Annotated in this window: 13 protein-coding genes and 1 pseudogene; 6 read left to right on the plus strand and 8 right to left on the minus strand. The window is 72.2% G+C overall.

From position 1 onward, the window contains the following. Positions 1–2: 2 nt before the first annotated feature. Both ABIA32_RS17230 and ABIA32_RS17235 read left to right on the plus strand, forming a co-directional pair. Positions 3–803 carry a DapH/DapD/GlmU-related protein gene (locus tag ABIA32_RS17230; protein WP_370095981.1) on the plus strand — a complete coding sequence of 267 codons (801 nt, stop codon included), beginning with the start codon at positions 3–5 and terminating at the stop codon, positions 801–803. 225 nt (positions 804–1028) lie between these two features. Beyond that, a complete protein-coding gene (locus ABIA32_RS17235; RefSeq protein WP_370095983.1) occupies positions 1029–1769 on the plus strand; it encodes a hypothetical protein in 741 nt (246 codons plus the stop codon). Between the two features lie 65 nt (positions 1770–1834). Here ABIA32_RS17235 and ABIA32_RS17240 read toward each other — a convergent pair whose 3' ends face one another. Beyond that, a complete protein-coding gene (locus tag ABIA32_RS17240) occupies positions 1835–3034 on the minus strand; it encodes an MFS transporter (RefSeq protein ID WP_370095985.1) in 1200 nt (399 codons plus the stop codon). A 17-nt stretch (positions 3035–3051) separates the two neighbouring features. On the opposite strand from ABIA32_RS17240, the gene ABIA32_RS17245 reads away from it, so the two are divergent. Next, positions 3052–4254, plus strand: a complete 1203-nt coding sequence (locus tag ABIA32_RS17245) for an ROK family protein (RefSeq protein ID WP_370095987.1) — start codon at positions 3052–3054, stop codon at positions 4252–4254. A gap of 188 nt (positions 4255–4442) precedes the next feature. After that, on the plus strand, positions 4443–4787 hold the full coding sequence (locus ABIA32_RS17250) for an SHOCT domain-containing protein (protein WP_370095989.1): 345 nt from the start codon (positions 4443–4445) through the stop codon (positions 4785–4787). A 69-nt stretch (positions 4788–4856) separates the two neighbouring features. Here ABIA32_RS17250 and ABIA32_RS17255 read toward each other — a convergent pair whose 3' ends face one another. Next, complete coding sequence (locus tag ABIA32_RS17255) at positions 4857–5330, minus strand: ATP-binding protein (protein ID WP_370095991.1); 474 nt, start codon at positions 5328–5330, stop codon at positions 4857–4859. Between the two features lie 267 nt (positions 5331–5597). Here ABIA32_RS17255 and ABIA32_RS17260 point away from each other — a divergent pair, with 267 nt between their 5' ends. Continuing rightward, complete coding sequence (locus tag ABIA32_RS17260) at positions 5598–6698, plus strand: PLP-dependent cysteine synthase family protein (protein WP_370095993.1); 1101 nt, start codon at positions 5598–5600, stop codon at positions 6696–6698. Between the two features lie 52 nt (positions 6699–6750). Here ABIA32_RS17260 and ABIA32_RS17265 read toward each other — a convergent pair. The 3 genes and pseudogenes from ABIA32_RS17265 to ABIA32_RS17275 all read right to left on the minus strand — a co-directional run. Beyond that, positions 6751–7425 (minus strand): annotated as a pseudogene (locus ABIA32_RS17265) (NADPH-dependent F420 reductase); the annotation flags it as partial. A 115-nt stretch (positions 7426–7540) separates the two neighbouring features. Continuing rightward, the gene (locus ABIA32_RS17270; protein WP_370095995.1) at positions 7541–8083 is read right to left on the minus strand and encodes an SRPBCC family protein; all 543 of its coding nucleotides are present in this window, start codon (positions 8081–8083) and stop codon (positions 7541–7543) included. Between the two features lie 143 nt (positions 8084–8226). Then, the gene (locus ABIA32_RS17275; RefSeq protein WP_370095997.1) at positions 8227–9033 is read right to left on the minus strand and encodes a DeoR/GlpR family DNA-binding transcription regulator; all 807 of its coding nucleotides are present in this window, start codon (positions 9031–9033) and stop codon (positions 8227–8229) included. 174 nt (positions 9034–9207) lie between these two features. Between ABIA32_RS17275 and ABIA32_RS17280 the strand changes: the two genes are divergently transcribed. Continuing rightward, a complete protein-coding gene (locus tag ABIA32_RS17280; RefSeq protein WP_370095999.1) occupies positions 9208–11682 on the plus strand; it encodes a hypothetical protein in 2475 nt (824 codons plus the stop codon). A gap of 63 nt (positions 11683–11745) precedes the next feature. Here ABIA32_RS17280 and ABIA32_RS17285 read toward each other — a convergent pair whose 3' ends face one another. From ABIA32_RS17285 to ABIA32_RS17295, 3 genes are all read right to left on the minus strand, one after another. Then, complete coding sequence (locus ABIA32_RS17285; RefSeq protein ID WP_370096001.1) at positions 11746–13152, minus strand: DUF222 domain-containing protein; 1407 nt, start codon at positions 13150–13152, stop codon at positions 11746–11748. Between the two features lie 137 nt (positions 13153–13289). Further along, positions 13290–14150 (minus strand): GNAT family N-acetyltransferase, encoded by an 861-nt coding sequence (locus ABIA32_RS17290; protein WP_370096003.1) that lies wholly within the window; start codon positions 14148–14150, stop codon positions 13290–13292. 90 nt (positions 14151–14240) lie between these two features. Further along, positions 14241–16700: a right-handed parallel beta-helix repeat-containing protein gene (locus ABIA32_RS17295; RefSeq protein ID WP_370096181.1), complete on the minus strand. Its 2460-nt coding sequence runs from the start codon at positions 16698–16700 to the stop codon at positions 14241–14243. Positions 16701–16770: the final 70 nt, after the last annotated feature.

Consider the following 16770-nt stretch of genomic DNA (forward strand, 5'->3'; position numbering starts at 1 on the left):
GCATGCCGTTGCCGTTCGCCGACAAGATACGCAGCGCCGCCCGGATGCGGTCGCGCCGTGTCGCGTCGCGCCTGGTCCATCGGGGCTGGGGGTGGGTGCGCGAGGCGGGTGCGATCAGCGCCGAGCAGCCGGGCCCGCTGCGCTTCGCCGAGATCGGGGCCTTCACCAAGCTCGCGTTCCCGCAGGGCTCGATCTTCAACGAGCACGGCATCGCGCTTGGTTGCTACTGCATCATCGCCGAGCGCGTCTCGATCTCGGCGGGCTTCGCGCCCGGACAGCGGCTCGGGCCGGAGCCGATCGTGCGCATCGGGGACGGTTGCGTGATCGGCCGGGACAGCAACATCGTGGGCCACGAGTCGATCGTCCTCGAGGACCACGTCTGGACCGGTCCGAGCGTCTACATCAGCGACCAGAACCATTCCTACGACGACCCCGAGCTGCCGATCGGTAAGCAGTGGCCCCGGAACGCGCCGGTCCGGATCGGCTCGGGCAGCTGGATCGGCACCGGAGCGGTGATCCTTCCGGGCGCGAACATCGGCCGCAATGTCGTCGTGGCCGCCAACTCCGTGGTGCGCGGCGACGTCCCCGACCACAGCGTGGTCGCGGGCGCTCCGGCCAAGCCGGTCCGCCGCTGGACGGAGTCCGACGGCTGGCAGCCCCCCATCCGCACCGCCCCGCCGCGCTCGATCCCCGAGGGCATCACCCACGAGGAACTGCTCGCCCTCATCGGCTGGGACCTGAGGCTCCCCGCAGACGCCGCGCAGACGTCGGACCCGGCACAGGACCCTGACCCGGTTCCCTGACCCGGTTTCCCTGACCCGCGCCTCCGGTGTCCCAGTGCCCGGTGCCCGGCGGACACCTCGGCCTGCCGCCTGCCGCTTGCCCGCGCCTGCCGCAGTCCCGGGCGCCGGCCCGCCCGCTGTGCCCCCGCGACACCCGCCTGTCCCGCCCCACTTCGGGAGGCGGGCCGCCGGGCCAGGTGGCACAGTGGGAAGGATTCGTGTGCGCCCGGCCTTCGAGGAGGCTTCATGCGTATCCAGCTCATGGGCGTCGCAGCAGCCCTCACCGTCGCAGTAGCCCTCACCGGATGTACCGCCGGGGGGACCCAGGCAGCCGTCGGCATCTCCGCCGATGCCACCAATCCCTCGCCTCCTTCGCCCGCAGAGTCGCTCCCCGGTGCCGACCAGCTCACGTCCGCGTTGCTGACCCCGTCCGACCTCGGGCCCGCCTTCACCGTCCAGCCCAGCGATACCGCGTCGCCATCGGCCGGCGCCGGCCAGGCGACCGGCTGCAGCCAGCTGACCATGCTGATGAACCAGGCTCAGACCGCCTCGCCGAGCCCGAGTCGAGGGCCGGGCCAGGACGCCCAGGTGGTCCTCGCAGGCGGCCAGACCGGACCGTTCGTCGGCGAGTTCCTGACGGCGAGACCTGCGGCGATGCTGGACCAGCGCTACCCGCAGGCCGTGAACGCGCTCAAGTCCTGCCAGGAGCTGAACCTGCCCACGGGCTCCACCCAGATCAACTTCAAGCTCACCAACGTCGACTTCGGCAGTCCCGGCTCCGTGGCGAAGCGGATGGACGCGACGGTGCAGGGTGTTCCGGTCAACGGCTATCTGGCCATCGACCGGCTGAGCCCCAATGTGGCCTTCGTCTATCTCTACATCCAGGTCGCCGGAAACTCTTCGCAGGCCGCAACCGTCTACTACCACCGGGCCATCCTCAAGGCCGACGCCGCGCTCGGCCTGACCACCCCGTCCTCGGCTGCCTGAGCTCCCGCCGGGTCTTACGACCTGGGGGCGATCGGGAGCGCCCCAGGTCGTAAGACCGACCGGTCCTAGGCTCGCGCCCTGACCACCAGGGCGGCTGCGCCCGCGAGGGCCACCAGTAGGGCCACCGACAGCAACGCCGTCGGCAGGCCCAGGCCCTGGGCCAGGAAGCCAATGATCGGCGGGCCCGCCACCATGCCGCCGTAGCCGAGCATGGAGGCCGTCGCCACGCCGCGCGGGCCGCGCAGCGCGCCCGCGCGGTCGATGGCGAGCGGGAAGATGTTCGCCAGACCCAGTCCGACCAGCAGGAAGCCCGCCAGGGCCAGCGGCAGCGTGGGGCTGAGCGCGGCGGCGACCATGCCCGCCGAGGCCACGGCCGCGCCGGCGACCAGCAGTTTGGTCGGTCCGAAGCGCTCGACCAGGCGGGTGCCGCTGAGGCGGCCGACCGTCATGGTCAGTGAGTAGACAGCGAAGCCCGCCGCCGCGACGGCCGAGCTCGCGTGCAGGTCCTGGTGCAGGTGGAGAGCGCCCCAGTCGGCCATCGCGCCTTCGCCGTAGGCGTCGCAGAGCGCCACCACACCGAGCAGCAGCACGAGCAGCCCTGCCCCGGCCGGTACGGAGGAGGTCGCCGGGTGTGCTCCGTCGCGTCGCACCGCGGGTGCGACCGGGTGGCGCAGCAGCGAGGTGCCCGCCCAGGCGGTCACCGCCAGCCCGGCCACCGCGAGCAGGCCGAGGTACTGAGTCGCCGTCATGACCGGTGCCAGCAGACCGCCGACGGTCGCGCCGACCAGGCCGCCGAGGCTGTAGGCGGCGTGGAAGGCCGGCATGACGGGGCGGTCGGCGGAGGCCACGAAGTCGACGGCCGCGCTGTTGATGCCGACGTTCACCGCGCCGTACCCGGCGCCGAACAGCAGCAGCACCAGGCCGAGCGCGAGGACGGAGTGCGTCAGTGGCGGCAGTACGACCGAGGCGCAGAGCAGCACCGAGGCCGCGACCGTCATCACGTGGTTGCCGTAGCGGACACAGAGACGCGCGATCGGGCCCATGATCGCGACGGCCCCGGCCGACACGCAGAGCAGGGCGAGGCCGAGCAGGCCCGCGGAGGCGTGGACCTGGGCCTTGATCTCGGGGATGCGCACGACCCAGCCGGCGAAGAGGAAGCCGTCCAGGGCGAAGAAGCCGGTCAGCGCGGTGCGGGCGGCGGGCCAGCGGCGGTGGGCAGAAGTAGCAGGGAAGGAAGCCGACTCTATTTTGTTCATCAGCGGCACAAATTCATAATAGGAGGGTGACGCAGACACACACAAGCCCGGACCGCGGTCGCGCGGTGCTCGGCCCCGCCCTGGAGCTGATCCACACCGGCGCCGCGCCCACCCGTTCCGTGCTCACGGGCGCTCTGGGCGTCACCCGGACGACCGTCGGGGCGATCACCTCCGAGCTGGAGGCGCTGCGGCTGATCAGCGTCGACGCCAGGCCCGCGGGCGGCTCCCGGGGGCGGCCCTCGCACCGGCTGGAGATCGACCCGCAGGGGCCCGTCGTCCTCGCGGCCCAACTGCACACCGACGGCTTCACCCTGGCGCTGGCCGGTCTCGGCGGCCGGATCGGACAGCCGCTAGACCTGCCGCTGACCCCGGGCGCCAGCCCGCGCGAAGTGCTGCGGACCATGGCCGACGAGGCCGTCCGGCTGGTCGCCGCGAGCCCGCGCCGCTGCGTCGGCGCAGGGCTGGCCGCGCCCACCCCGGTCACCGAACCCGAGCGGGTCGCCGTCATCTCGGCCTGCCTCGGCTGGCCGACCGGGACGCCCATCGGCGAGCTGTGGACCGAAGCGCTGCGCGAGGCGGGCCTGGAGCTGCCCGAGGGCGTCGAGCCCGGCGTCGCCAACGACGCGAACCTCGCCGCGCTCGCCGAGCACCGCCACGGCGCGGGACGCGGCGCGCGGCACCTCCTCTACGTGACCTCCGGCCACCAAGGCGTCGGCGGCGCACTGGTGGTGGACGGCCGCCTGCACACCGGCAGCGCCGGACTCGCCCTGGAGATCGGCCAGCTGACGGTCGATCCCGACGGCCTGCGGTGCCGCTGCGGACGGCGTGGCTGCCTGGACGTCGAGGCCGGCCCGCCGGCCCTGCTCGCCGCGTACGGCACGCCGCCGGAGGCGCCGCTCGCGGAGGTCGACGCCGTCCTCGCCGCCGCGCGGGCCGGCGACCTCGCCGCGCAGGCCGCTGTCGACCATGTCGCCGAACGCCTCGGGCGCGGCATCGCCGCCGTCGTGGACATCCTCAACCCGGACCGGGTCGTCCTCGGCGCCTTCCACAGCGCGCTGCTCGCGGGCGCGCCCGAGCTCCTGCCGGCGACGATCGCGGCGCGCGCCCACTGGGGACGCTACGGCTGCGTCCCACTGCGCGCGGCGGAGCTGGCCGCGCCGGAGCTGGCCGGGGCGGCGGAGCTGGCCTGGGCGCCGGTGCTGGCGGAGCCCCAGCTGGCGGCGGGCTAGAACGGGCTGGAGCACGCGGTTGGAGCACGCGGTTGGGGCACGCGACTGGGACACGCGGCTGGGGTCGGCGGCGTACTCCCTGGGGAGCAGTCCAACTGCCCGCCGCCGTACGACGCCCCGGCCGTCCGCGCGGAGCAGTCTCTTCAGTAGCGAACGAACCGCTACCGAGCAGTACTGAGGAGCGCGAGATGAACACCTTCCTGGCCGACGGCTGGCACGGCGGACCCGGGCCCTGGATCCTGCTGATGCCCTTCTTCTGGATCGGCGCGATCTTCGTCGCCCGCCGGTTCCTGTGGCGGATGCGCGGCGGCCCGGCCGCCTGGTTCGCGGCGGGCGGACCCCGCGCGGGCCGTCCGGCCGGCGGGCCGATGGGCGGGCCGCAGGGGTACGGCCCGCAGAACTGGGGACAGCGCCAGGGGCCGGCGCCGTCCCCGCTCGAGACGCTGAACCGCCGCTACGCGGACGGCGAGATCGACGAGTTCGAGTACCGCCAGCGCCTCGACGTCCTCAACGGCGAGGACACCACGGCCTGAGGCTCGGCCTGAGCACGGCCTGAACACGGCCTGAACACAACAGCCTGAGGCTGCGTCAGCCTGCCGGTCTCAGTCGGCCAGCACGGCTTCCAGCTCCAGCGCGTCGACCTCGAGGGCCAGCGGGACCGGCTGGAGCAGGGCGGGGGCCTGGACGGGAGCGGTGGCGACGGTGAACCACACCGTCTTCCCGTCCCCGTCCGGCTGCGCGCCCCACTCCTTGCAGAGCCCCGCCACGATCGTCAACCCGCGCCCGCCCGCGTCCAGCGGCTCCGGGCAGTGGGCCTGCGGCAGTTCCGGGGAGCTGTCGGAGACCTCGACGGTCAGCGCGTCGGCGCCGGCGTGCAGCCGGAGCGTGCAGCGGGCGGCAGGGCCGACGTGCTGGTGCACGTTGGCCAGCAGCTCGGTCAGGCCGAGCAGTGTCTGGTCGGTGACGGCTGTCAGATTCCAGTGCCGAAGATGCGCCTGGACGATCCTGCGCACCACTCCGAACCGACAGGGTTCGGCGGTGAGGCGCAGTTCGTAGTGCCGGTCCAGATCCTCCATCGTGCTTTCGACTCCTTCCGCATGGGGCGGCGGCCGACTTCGAAGAGTGAGCAACGAGAAGCGTTCCGTGATGCGACCAGAGTTTCCTGATTCGCCGGGTATCGCAACTCGTCGGACACGGAATCCCGCGAATCCGGCGGGTCGGGACCGCGCCGCACTCGAACGCATGCAGGTCGCTAGGGGGACGTCCAAGGAAATGTTGTGATTTGTAACACGTTACGATGCAGGCAGAGCACGTGTTCTCCCTGCACTTGAAGGTGGCCCGCCGTGAAGACCCTGGACGTGGACCGAAGCGACGCCGCGTACCGAGCCTGGCTCAAGGAGGCGGTCCGGAAGGTCAAGGCGGACGCCAACAGGTCCGCCGACACCCACCTGCTGCGCTTTCCGCTGCCGGAGGAGTGGGGGATCGACCTCTACCTGAAGGACGAGTCCACCCACCCCACCGGCTCGCTCAAGCACCGGCTGGCCCGCTCGCTCTTCCTGCACGCGCTCTGCAACGGCTGGATCCGGCCGGGCAAGCCGGTGGTCGAGGCGTCGAGCGGTTCGACGGCCGTCTCGGAGGCGTACTTCGCCAAGCTGATCGGGGTCCCCTTCATCGCGGTGATGCCCCGTACCACCAGCCAGGAGAAGATCGCGCTGATCCAGGCCCAGGGCGGCGACTGCCACCTGGTCGAGGACACCCGCACGCTCTACGAGGTCTCGGCCCGCCTCGCCGCCGAGTCCGGCGGTCACTACATGGACCAGTTCACCTACGCCGAGCGGGCCACCGACTGGCGCGGCAACAACAACATCGCCGAGTCGATCTACCACCAGATGCAGCAGGAACGCTTCCCCGAACCCAGCTGGATCGTCGCCACCGCCGGCACCGGCGGCACCTCGGCAACCCTGGCCCGTTACGTGCACTACATGCAGGCCGACACCCGGGTCTGCGTCGCCGACCCGGAGAACTCCTGCTTCTTCGACGGCTGGGTCACCGGCGACCTGTCCGTGACCTGCGACTGCGGCTCCCGGATCGAGGGAATCGGCCGGCCCCGCGTCGAGCCGAGCTTCGTGCCGGGCGCGATCGACCGCATGATGAAGGTCCCCGACGCGGCGAGCGTGGCGGGCGTCCGCCTGCTGGACCGGGTCATGGGGCGCAAGCCCGGCGGCTCGACCGGGACGGGACTGTGGAGTGCGCTCAAGATCGTCGCGGAGATGCGGGCCGCGGGGGAGCAGGGCAGCGTCGTCACGCTGATCTGCGACCCCGGCGACCGCTATCTCGACAAGTACTACTCCGACGCCTGGCTCGCCGAACAGGGCCTGGACATCGCGCCCTACCTCACCGTCCTCGAAAAGCTGCTGGCGACGGGGGAGTGGACGGGCGAGTGATGGGCCGTCAGGCCCACACGTCTCAGCCCGGGAAGTCTCAGCCCCTGAAGGCTCAGCCCTTGAATTCCGCACTGCGCACCGGGGACGCGTCGGCCAGCGCCTTGGTCACGGCCTCCACGCCGGCGCGCAGGCCGTAGACCGGGGTGTTGGGCTGCTGGCGCCAGGAGTCGTCCAGGCCACCGGAGTCGACCGTGTCGAAGCCGAGCTGGTCGATCAGCTCGCGGACCAGCTTCTTCGCCGCCTCGTCGTCGGCGGCGACCGGCAGGGCCATGCGGCCGGGATCCCCGGCGGGCAGCGGACGCTCCAGGATGTCCTGCGCGTAGGTGCCGTTGAAGGCTTTCACGACCGTGTGGCCGAGCTGGTTCGCGACCCAGCGGCTCTCGGTCAGGCCGTCGTCCTCGATCCCCGCGATCCGGCCGTCGCGCCGCTGCGGGTAGTAGTTGTTGGTGTCGATGACGGCGAAGCCGGGAGCGGCCCCGGCGAGGATGTCGGCGGGCAGACCCGGCACAGCCTTCAACGGGACGGTGACGATCACCAGTTCGGCGTCACGCGCAGCCTCGGCAGCCGGGACCGCCTTCGCGCCTGTCTCGGCGGCGAGTGCCGCGAGGGTCTCCGGGCCGCGTGAGTTGGCGACCGAGACCTCATGGCCGAGAGCGGTGAGACGCCGGGTCAGGTTTCCGCCGATGTTGCCTGCGCCAATGATGCCGATCTTCATGGAACAGCCTTCCGAGTCGGGGTCGGCGGCGACAGCTCGTCGTCGCGTGTTGGGTCACAACCCGGCTCGCGTTTCATGCATTCCACGACCCGACGGCATCACTCGATCGAGTGCCAACCGGCCCGGATCAGCCCTTGGTCGAGGTGTCCTTGGCTGACGCGTCGTTGGCTTGGGCGTCCTCTGCTTGGGCGTCCTTCGCTTGGGCATCCCTGACTCGGGCGTCCAGCTTCTTCATCGCCCGGCGGATCGCCTGCTCGACCAGCGGGCGGGTGGCGCGCATCAGGAGTTCGATCGCGGCGTGGGCCTCGATCGCCATGGTGAAGCGGACCGTCGTGCCGCCGCCCGCGTCCTCGGTGAGCAGCCACTCCTCCAGCCAGGCGTGGGGCCCGGCCAGGTTCGCCTCCTCGACCCGGTAGACGAAGCGCTCCGGGGCCTCCCAGATCTGGACGCTCTCGACGAAGCGCACGCCACCCATGAGCGCGACCGAACGGCCCGCGCCGACCCCGTAGGGCGGCGGGCCGATGTAGGAGGCACGGCTGACCTCGCGGAACCAGGTGGGCCAGGTGGACGCGTCGTCGGTCAGTTCGCTGAACAGCGCCTCACGGGGCGCGCCCAGGCTCTGGGTGACGACTATTCGCAACGGTGCCGACGCCAGGAACTCCGTCGTCACCGGTCGCAGGCGCACTCCCAATGCGGACCCCTCCCCAAATTCGATCAGTGTGGGGCGCAGTGTAGTTGACGCTCTTTCATACACGCCAGGCAGGTTCCGGAGCCGCTGCCCGTCCCACGACCGACCGCGTGCCATGGGACTTCTCAGCCCGCGATGACGACCTCGCGCACCTGCTCGGCGACGGCACTGCGGATCTCCATCGGCAGCCCCCCGTCGGTGACCAGGGTGTCCACCTCGGCGAGCGAGGCGAAGGTCGAGAGTCCGATCGTGCCCCACTTGGTGTGGTCGGCCACCGCGACCACGCGCCGCGCGGCGGCCACGAAGCTCCGGTTGGTCTCGGCCTCGGCCAGGTTCGGCGTCGACAGGCCCGCCTCCAGGGAGATGCCGTGACAGCCGAGGAAGAGCAGGTCGAAATGGAGCGAACGGATCGCCCGGTCCGCGATCGGTCCCACCAGCGCGTCCGAGGGCGTGCGCACCCCGCCGGTCAGCACCACCGTCGCCGCGGGCGACGCGGCGGTGCCCTGGCGGGCGGCGTGCTCGAAGACGTCGGCGACCCGGACGGAGTTGGTGACCACCGTCAGCCCCTCGATCCTGACCAGGTGGTGCGCGAGCGCGAAGGTCGTCGTGCCGCCGGAGAGCGCGACCGCGCTGCCGGGGACCACCAAGCGGGCCGCGGCCTCGGCGATCTGCTCCTTGGCGTTCAGTTCCAGGGCCGACTTCGCCTCGAAGCCGGGCTCGTGCGTGCTGGCCTCCAGCACCGGCACGGCCCCGCCGTGCACCTTCTCCAGCATGCCCTGCCGGGCGAGGGCGTCCAGGTCGCGACGGACCGTCATGTCCGACACATTGAGCTTCCGCGTCAGCTCGTTGACGCGGACCCCGCCCCGACGGCGCACCTCGTCCAGGATCAGGGCACGCCGCTGCTCGGCCAGCAGGCTGCTGTTCTCGGCCACCCGGGTGCTGTCCTCTCCGCCTCGACAATTGCTCGCGCCATCCTCGCACGACAGTGTGGTCCCTGGCGCAAAAGTGCTGTGCGGACCAGCGCGAGGCGGCAGCATATCGGCAGACACGCGCTTCGGCGGTCGTAGGAACGGGCGAGGCAGGGCGGGGCGGACATGGACGCGGACATGGACAGAGACAGGGAAACAGCAAGCCCCGGCCCCGGTCGGAGCGGAGTCGCCGACGGCGCCGCACTGCCCGGACAGCGCGCACCCGAGACGGCGTCCGATGCGGGGCCCGGTGTGGAGCCCGGTGTGGAGCCCGGTGGCAGTGAGTCGGGTGGCGGTGAGTCGGGCGGCCAGGGCGGCCTCTGGCTGGAACTGCTCGTCCACGGCATCGGCGGCACCACTCCCGAGGCCATGCTCGACGACCCCCACCTGAAGCAGATGACCGGCGACTCCATGTCCGGCACCTACCGCCGCTGGCCCGACCAGGACGCCGAGCAGCGTGTCGCCGACTACTCCGGCCAGGCCGTGCTGGAGGCCTACTCCTGGGCCAAGCTCACCTCGGGCGCGGCCAGTCGCGCGCTGTGGCTGCTCCTCCTGCCCTTCATGTTCGCCAACCTTGCCCACTGGATGCGCCCGCCGGGCCGCGACGCCGGCGACACCCGCGGGCGAAGCCCGTACGAGGCGCTCGTCAAGCTCGTCGCCGTCTCGCTGACCGTGCTGCTGACCGGCGCCGCGTGCGAGATCGCCCTGGACCTCGCCGCCTGGCAGTGCGCGGCGGACAGCGCGTGCGTCGCGCATCACTCCTGGCTCGTCTTCGCGCTCGGCGGACACGGCGGGTGGTGGGGACAGCCGGGACGGCGACTCGTCGTGGCGGCCCTGGTGCCGGTCGCGGTCCTGGCCGGGCTGGGGCAGCTGTCCAGAATGACCTGGAGCAGCTACGAGATGGTGCGCCCGATGGACGCGGCGCGGCCGAGCGAGGAACCGCTGGAGATGGAAGCGGACGGCTTCTGGTACGGCGTGGCCATGGTCGGCCGACTGCGCGCACTGCACCTGACGGCCGGGCTGCTGACGGTGGCCTGGGCCGTGCTGGTCCCGGTACTCGCCCACGACCGGACGGCCGGGGCGGGTGTGGGCTGGGTCGGGGTGGTGCTGCTCGTCGTCCTGGTGGTGCTGGGTGCGCTGCTGCTCGTCGGCCTCGCCCTGGGCGACGATGCGCTGCCGCCGCGCGTCCAATTCTGGTCGGCGGCCGGGGCGCTGGTCCTGGTCTCCCTTTACGGGCTCTGGTCCAGGCCCGGGTGGGCAGCGGCCGGAATGCTGCCGGGAGCGCAGCGCGGTTTCGCCGCGCTGGCCGCCGGCCAGACCGCGCTGGTGCTCGCGCTCGGCGCCGTGGCCTGGTGGATGACGCGCGGTCAGGCCCCGGCCGCCCCTGGGGACCCCTCGCTGACCATCCCCGGGCCCGTTGGCGCCCGCCCCGCCGACAGTGGCTTCGGCGGCGCCAACGGTGCGGCGCTGCGTGGCCTCGGCGGCCCCGTGACAGCGATGCTCGCCATCGGGCTGGGCGGCTTCTTCTCCTCCGGCGCGGCGCTGTTCGTCGCCCAACGGCTGGCGGGAACCCGGCCGGGCCCGCTGGCCGCGCCGCTCTTGGTCTGGCATGCGAGCGGGGTGACTCTGCTCGTCCCAGCACTCCTGGTGATCGCGGCCGTGGTCGGCGGCGGCCTGGTACGCCGGGCGAAGACGCTGCGGCCGCAGGTGCTCTCCGCCTACGGGGAGCCCTCGACCATGGACTCGCCGCGCACCGGTTCGATCGCCACCGCACTCTCGGGCGCACGGCTCACCGAGTCCGGTGCCGCGCTGATCGCCACGCTCGCGGGCGTGGCGGCGGTGATGCTGCTGGCCTCGCTCGTCGGCTCGCTGGCCACCGGCCAGTCCCTGAAGGCCGCCACCCATGGCGACGGGATGATCGTCTCCCGCCTGGGCCAGACGCTGCAGAGCCTCGGCGGCTGGCTGACTTCGGCCATGGTCGTCGGCCTGATCGGCCTGGGTCGCAGCGCCTACAAGTCGGCGGCGACGCGCCGGAGCGTCGGCATGCTCTGGGACATCGGCACCTTCTGGCCCCGGGCCGCCCACCCGCTGGCCCCGCCGTGCTACGCGGAGCGCGCGGTCCCCGACATCGAGGCCAGGATGCGCTCGTGGCTCGGCGCGGACCCGCAGCGCCGACTGGTCCTCTCCGCACACTCCCAGGGCACGGTCCTGGCGGCGGCAGCGCTCTGGCAGCTGGATCCGGCCACACGCGGCCGCGTCGCGCTGTTGACCTACGGCTCGCCACTGCGCCGTCTCTACGGCCGGTTCTTCCCCGCCTACATGGGCCCCGACCAGCTCGGCCGCCTGCTGCGCGACGTCCCGCGCTGGGACAACCTCTTCCGCCTCACCGACCCCATCGGCGGCCCGGTACGCCTGCCCGGCCCCGACACCGGCTCCGGCCCCGGCTCCGGCAATTCCGGCCCGGACCAGCCGCCCTTCCCCGACCCCCTGGCCTTCGGCCGCACGGACGCCCACCCGATTCTGGTCCCGATCAACGGCCACTCCGACTACCGGTCCGATCCGCGCTTCATCGAGGCGAGGAACGACCTGCTGGAGCACCTGAGCACCACGTGACATGCGTGTGGGCGTGCCGATGGGCCGCCGTGGGGTGCGGCGGCTCATGGGCCGTGCTGTGGGTCAGCCGGGGTATCTGGTGTTGGGGGGTGGTGGGGTGTCGGGTGGTGGGACGGCTTGGGGTTGGCCGTTGATCATTTCGAGTTCCCAGCCGGTTTGGTGGAGGTCGGTGTGGTGTTCGCCGCACAGGAGGGCGAGGTTGTCGAGGCTGGTGGGGCCGCCGTCGGCCCAGTGGGTCAGGTGGTGTGCTTCGCACCAGGTCGGGGGGCGGGTGCAGCCGGGCCAGACGCAGTGCCGGTCGCGGGCGATGACGGCGTCGCGCAGGTGGGCGGGGACGGTGCGGGTGGCGCGGCCGATGGAGACGGGCTTGTCCTGGCCGCGCGTCAGGATGACGCGGAGCTGGCAGTCGCAGGTTTCCTTGCGGGCCTGCCAGGCGGGGAGCTGGTAGCCGCGGGTCGTGGTCGCCGCCACCCGAGGGCGCAGCAGCCCCGACAGGTCATCCTCACCCTCTTCGGGCTCGTCGTCCTCGGACTCGTCGTGGTCGAGGGTGGGGTGGGTGGGGCAGGTCGTCCGCAGCGCGTCCAGGTCCGCGATCAGGGTGAGGTGCGGACGCTGACCGCCCGTGGTGGGGAGCTGGTCCGAGCCGAGCGCCAGGTCGGCGACGGTCTCGATCGCGTCGCCCATCCGCTCCGCGTGGGTGCGCGGGTCGCCGTCGACGGGAGCGCCCATGGCGGCCTCCAAGGCGACGCGGAGCTTCTCCCCCACCACCGGCGACAGTTCACCCGACAGGACCCAGAACGGGTCGTCGGAGGTGCCGGTCGGGGAGAGTTTCGCCCAGGACTGGAAGCTCGCGGGAACGTCGTCGTGCTTGGGGTCTTCCTCGGCGATCAGGTGGGCGTGGACCTGCTGGGCGGCCGTCCGCAGCCCCGACAGGTGCAGGACCTTGGCCTGGGCGATGAGGAGTTCCTCGGCCTGCTGGCGGGCCTGGGGGTCCTCGACCGGGGCGATCTCCTTCGCGATGACCTCCACCTGGCTGGAGGAGAGTTCACCCGCCGCGAGGGCGGTGCGGACGCTGCGGAGCTTGTCCAGGTCCCGGGCCCGGCCGACCAGCTGGTTCGCGTGCTTTTCCGCGAGCTGCCCGTGGGTGCGGAGGAAGCCCTTCGTGGTGCGGGACCGGACGGCGGTGGCGCCGCCGGTGCGGTCGAACACCGCCAGGCGGCGCGCCAACTCCGCGCCCACCATTTCCTCGAACCGCACCAGCGCCAGGAGTTGCTCGGACTGGAACCGGGCCCCGGCCGCGTGCAGCACCTCGTCGTCCTCCGCCGCCAGAGCAGCAAGGAACGAGAGCGCGGAAGCGGGCAGGGTACGAAGAGGCTCCGTAGTGGTACGGGCCTGGCGGGAAGACTTGGGGGTCAGCGGGTCCGCACGGAACACATCCCCGAGCGAGGGGCCAGAACAGCCCTCACCCATGGACGCATCTCCGTCTTCACACCCGCCCCCGAACATCGAGGCGTCCATAGAACAATTGTGACACCCAAACAGCCCCACGCCAAGCCCGAACCATCACCCACAAGAGTGAAAAACCCCAGCTCAGAACCGGTCTTCGGCTACTCGGCCGGTTCCGCGATCAGAGCGGTTCCGACCCGGCGGAAGCCGAGGCGAGCGTAGATCCTGGCCACTGCGTCGTCACTGGCGGACAGGAAGAAGGTTTTGACGTCGAGTGAGCGAGCGTCAGCGACCAGTGCTGCCGTCACCGCCAGGCCCAAACCGCGCCTGCGGGCGGCCGGCAGAGTCCCCACGGCGACGATTTCGCTGACATCGCCGACGGGCTGGTGGCTGCCGGAGGAGAGCGCACGTCCATCCTGGACCGCAGCGGCGACTCGGGTCAGGCCTGCGCGGATGCGGTCCGCAGTCAGTGCGATCGTCCCGTCGCCCGCCCGGTCGTGTACCGCCCGGTCCAGTTCTGCGACTCCGGCCGCACCCACAGCGGTGTCCGGCTGACCGAACGCGACCCAGAGCAGCGCGAGCGCACTCGGCAGGGCGTCGTCGTCGGTGTCGAGCAGCCGAACGGATGCGCCCTCGTCGAGAATCGGCAACTTCGGCACCTCGGCATCCGAGTCCAGCACCATCAGAGGGTGTTCGTGGATGTCCAGGCCGGACGCGGTCACGGCTGCCCGGAGAGCCGGAGTCGTCTCGGCTACCCATTCGAAGCTCTCCGGGACGCCCAGCTCCCGCTGTCGAGCGCGGATCCGGTTCACGTCGGCCACGTCCACCTCGCCGTGCGTGCCGTTCATCGCGAGCGCCGGTCGGGCGTAGTACGGGAAGCCCGCACCTTCACGAACGAAGAGCGAAAGTGGTCCGAACTCCTCCACCCGGGCCGCGGCGCGCGGCACCGAGTCGTAGTAGTGCTCCAGGCGGTCGAGCAGTGGGCGCGGGACGTCATGATCAGTAGAAGTCACGGGCGCCATCCAAACACCAGACGCTCTCCGCCTGCTATCGATTTCGCGCCCGCCACGCGCCCGCCACGCGCCCGCCACGCGCCCACCACGGGCGGGCCGCTAGGGCAGGTCGGCCGGGAGCAGTAGCTGCAGTTGTTCCATCGTCGCGTCGGGGAGTTGGGCCATGCGGACCGCGTGTCGTTCGATCATCGTCTCGAACACCTGCCGGGCCGTGCGGCCGTTGCCGAAGGAGGGTCCCTTCGGGAGGGCCGCGAAGTGGGTCAGCAAGGCTGCCGCAGTCTCCTCCGCGAGCGCGTACTCGTGCTCGTCGGCCTGGGTGCGGGCAATCTGGAGGAGCTCCTCCGACGAGTAGTCGGGGAAGGTGATGGTTCGGGAGAAGCGCGAGGCGACGCCAGGGTTGGCGGCGAGGAAGCGTTCCATCTCGGTGGTGTAGCCGGCCACGATGACGACGACCTCGTCCCTGTGGTCCTCCATCAGCTTGACCAGGGTGTCGATCGCCTCGCGGCCGAAGTCCCGGCCGCCGTCCTCCGGGGCCAGCGCGTAGGCCTCGTCGATGAAGAGGACGCCGCCGCGTGAGCGGTCGAAGGCCTCGGCCGTGCGCAGCGCGGTCGCGCCGATGTGCTCGCCGACCAGGTCCATGCGCGCGACCTCGACCAGGTGGCCGCGCTGGAGCACCCCGAGCGAGGCGAGGATCTCGCCGTAGAGGCGGGCGACCGTCGTCTTTCCCGTGCCGGGGGAGCCGGTGAAGACCAGGTGGCGGCGGAGCGAGGGGGCCTTCAGCCCGGCCTGTCGGCGACGGCGGCCCACCGAGATCAGGTCGATCAGGGTGCGCACCTCCTGCTTCACCGTCGCCAGACCGACCAGCGCGTCCAACTCCGCCAGTGCCTCCTCGGCAGGCCGACAGTCGGGGATCGGCGCGATCTGGCCGATCGCCTGCGCCAGGGTCGTCCGGGACTGCTGCGCTGCGGGCGCCCGCAGTTGGGCCGGCACCGGGACCGCCGCAGGCACCAGCGCCGAGGCCCCCGTCCCCCTGGCTCCCGTCGACCCGGCCGCGGACGCGGGGACGGCAGCCGCCGCGCCGAGCGGGGCGAGCGGCTTGGCGTCGTCGGAGACGCAGGCCTCCACCACCGGCCCGGGCTCGGAGAACTCGAAGCCGCCGCGCGCGTTCTGCTCCGCGCGGCAGCGCGTCAGCGCCGTCTCGCAGCCGTCGATGACGTGGAAGCCGAAACCCTTGCCGTGCGTGGCCGTGCACTCCTCGAAGCTGCCGCGGCCGCCCGCCGAGACGTAGACCGCGGCCTCCGCGCTGCCACGCATCACACAGTTGCGCAGCACGGGGTCGGCGCCCTTGGTGACGATCACCGCCGTCGCGACGTCGGCGATCTCACAGTCCGTCAGCAGCCCGCCGCTGCCGTGGTCGCGGAACCAGAGGCCGGTCGTCGCGTCCTGTACCCGCAGCCGGTCGAGCCGGACGGCCGCGCCCGCGCTCACCGAGACGGCCGTGCTGCGCACCTGCGAGAGCGAGCAGTCGACCGCCTCGGCGGCCGAGCCGCGGTCGAGGACGAACAGTGCGTCCGGCACGTCGTGGATCCGGCAGGCGGTCAGCTTCGCCGACGCGCCGTCGATCACCCAGACCGCCGGGTAGTCCCCGGTGCTGTCCCGCAGCTCGCAGCCGGTGGCCTCGACGGAGGTGTCCGCGTCCCAGACTGAGAGCCCGTTCCGGCCGAAGGCGCGCAGTTGCGAGTCGGTCAGCGTCAGCCGCGAGCGGCCCCGCAGGTCTGCGGCGTTCTCCGGCACGTCGTGGATCCGGCAGCGGTCCAGCAGCAACGTCGCCTGGCCGTCCAGGGTCAGGCCGTTGTCGCTCACCCGCGAGATGCTGCAGTCCGTCAGCACGCCGCCCGCGAGATCGTCGGCCTGCACGCCGTTGCCGTTGACCTCGGAGATCTCGCAGCTCTCCACTTCGGCGCGGCTGCCCTCACCGGTCAGCACCAGGCCGGCCCCGGTGGTCTGCCGGATCTTGCAGCGCAGCATCCTGAGCGTCCCGCCCGCGCGCACCACGACGCCCGACTGACCGGTGGTGTCGACCACGCAGTCCTCGACCAGGGCCTGAGCGGCCTCCGAGACCCGGATGCCGAGGCCGCCCGGGTTCTCGACGCGGCAGTTCCGCACGCTGGGCGCGGCTTCGCCGCGTACCTCGATGCCCACCGAGGAGCGGGTCGCGATCCGGCACTCCGTCAACTCCGACGCGCCGGAAGCGATCAGCACGGCCGGAGCGGAGCCGTCCTGGCCCTCGAGCACCAGCCCGTGCACGGCCGCCGACGCCAGCACCAGCAGCGCGCTGCCCGCCGGAGGCTCGATCCGGACGGTGCCCGGACCCTCCGCGCTGCGCAGCGTCACGGCCTTGTCCAGCACGACGTTCTCGCGGTAGACGCCGGCTCCGAGGGCCACGGTGTCCCCGGGCTCGGCGGCGGCGAGCGCCTCGGCGACGGTCGCGTACTCGCCCGAGCGGCGACGCCAGCGCGAGGCGCCGTCCAAGGTCACCCGCACCACGCCTGCTCCCATGACGATCCGCTGCCCCCAGCTCTCTCGTACTGCCGCGTCCGCCCACGGTACTGCGTCCGGCACCTTCGCC

Source organism: Streptacidiphilus sp. MAP12-20 (assembly GCF_041262525.1).
Classification (GTDB): Bacteria; Actinomycetota; Actinomycetes; order Streptomycetales; family Streptomycetaceae; genus Streptacidiphilus.

Bases quoted from the DNA above. Each gene is read 5' to 3' on its own strand.
- ABIA32_RS17285 (WP_370096001.1), bottom strand. From the start codon at position 13,152: ATGGGTGAGGGCTGTTCTGGCCCCTCGCTCGGGGATGTGTTCCGTGCG.
- ABIA32_RS17250 (WP_370095989.1), top strand. From the start codon at position 4,443: ATGAACACCTTCCTGGCCGACGGCTGGCACGGCGGACCCGGGCCCTGG.
- ABIA32_RS17235 (WP_370095983.1), top strand. From the start codon at position 1,029: ATGCGTATCCAGCTCATGGGCGTCGCAGCAGCCCTCACCGTCGCAGTA.
- ABIA32_RS17255 (WP_370095991.1), bottom strand. From the start codon at position 5,330: ATGGAGGATCTGGACCGGCACTACGAACTGCGCCTCACCGCCGAACCC.
- ABIA32_RS17290 (WP_370096003.1), bottom strand. From the start codon at position 14,150: ATGGCGCCCGTGACTTCTACTGATCATGACGTCCCGCGCCCACTGCTC.
- ABIA32_RS17230 (WP_370095981.1), top strand. From the start codon at position 3: ATGCCGTTGCCGTTCGCCGACAAGATACGCAGCGCCGCCCGGATGCGG.
- ABIA32_RS17280 (WP_370095999.1), top strand. From the start codon at position 9,208: ATGGACAGAGACAGGGAAACAGCAAGCCCCGGCCCCGGTCGGAGCGGA.
- ABIA32_RS17295 (WP_370096181.1), bottom strand. From the start codon at position 16,700: ATGGGAGCAGGCGTGGTGCGGGTGACCTTGGACGGCGCCTCGCGCTGG.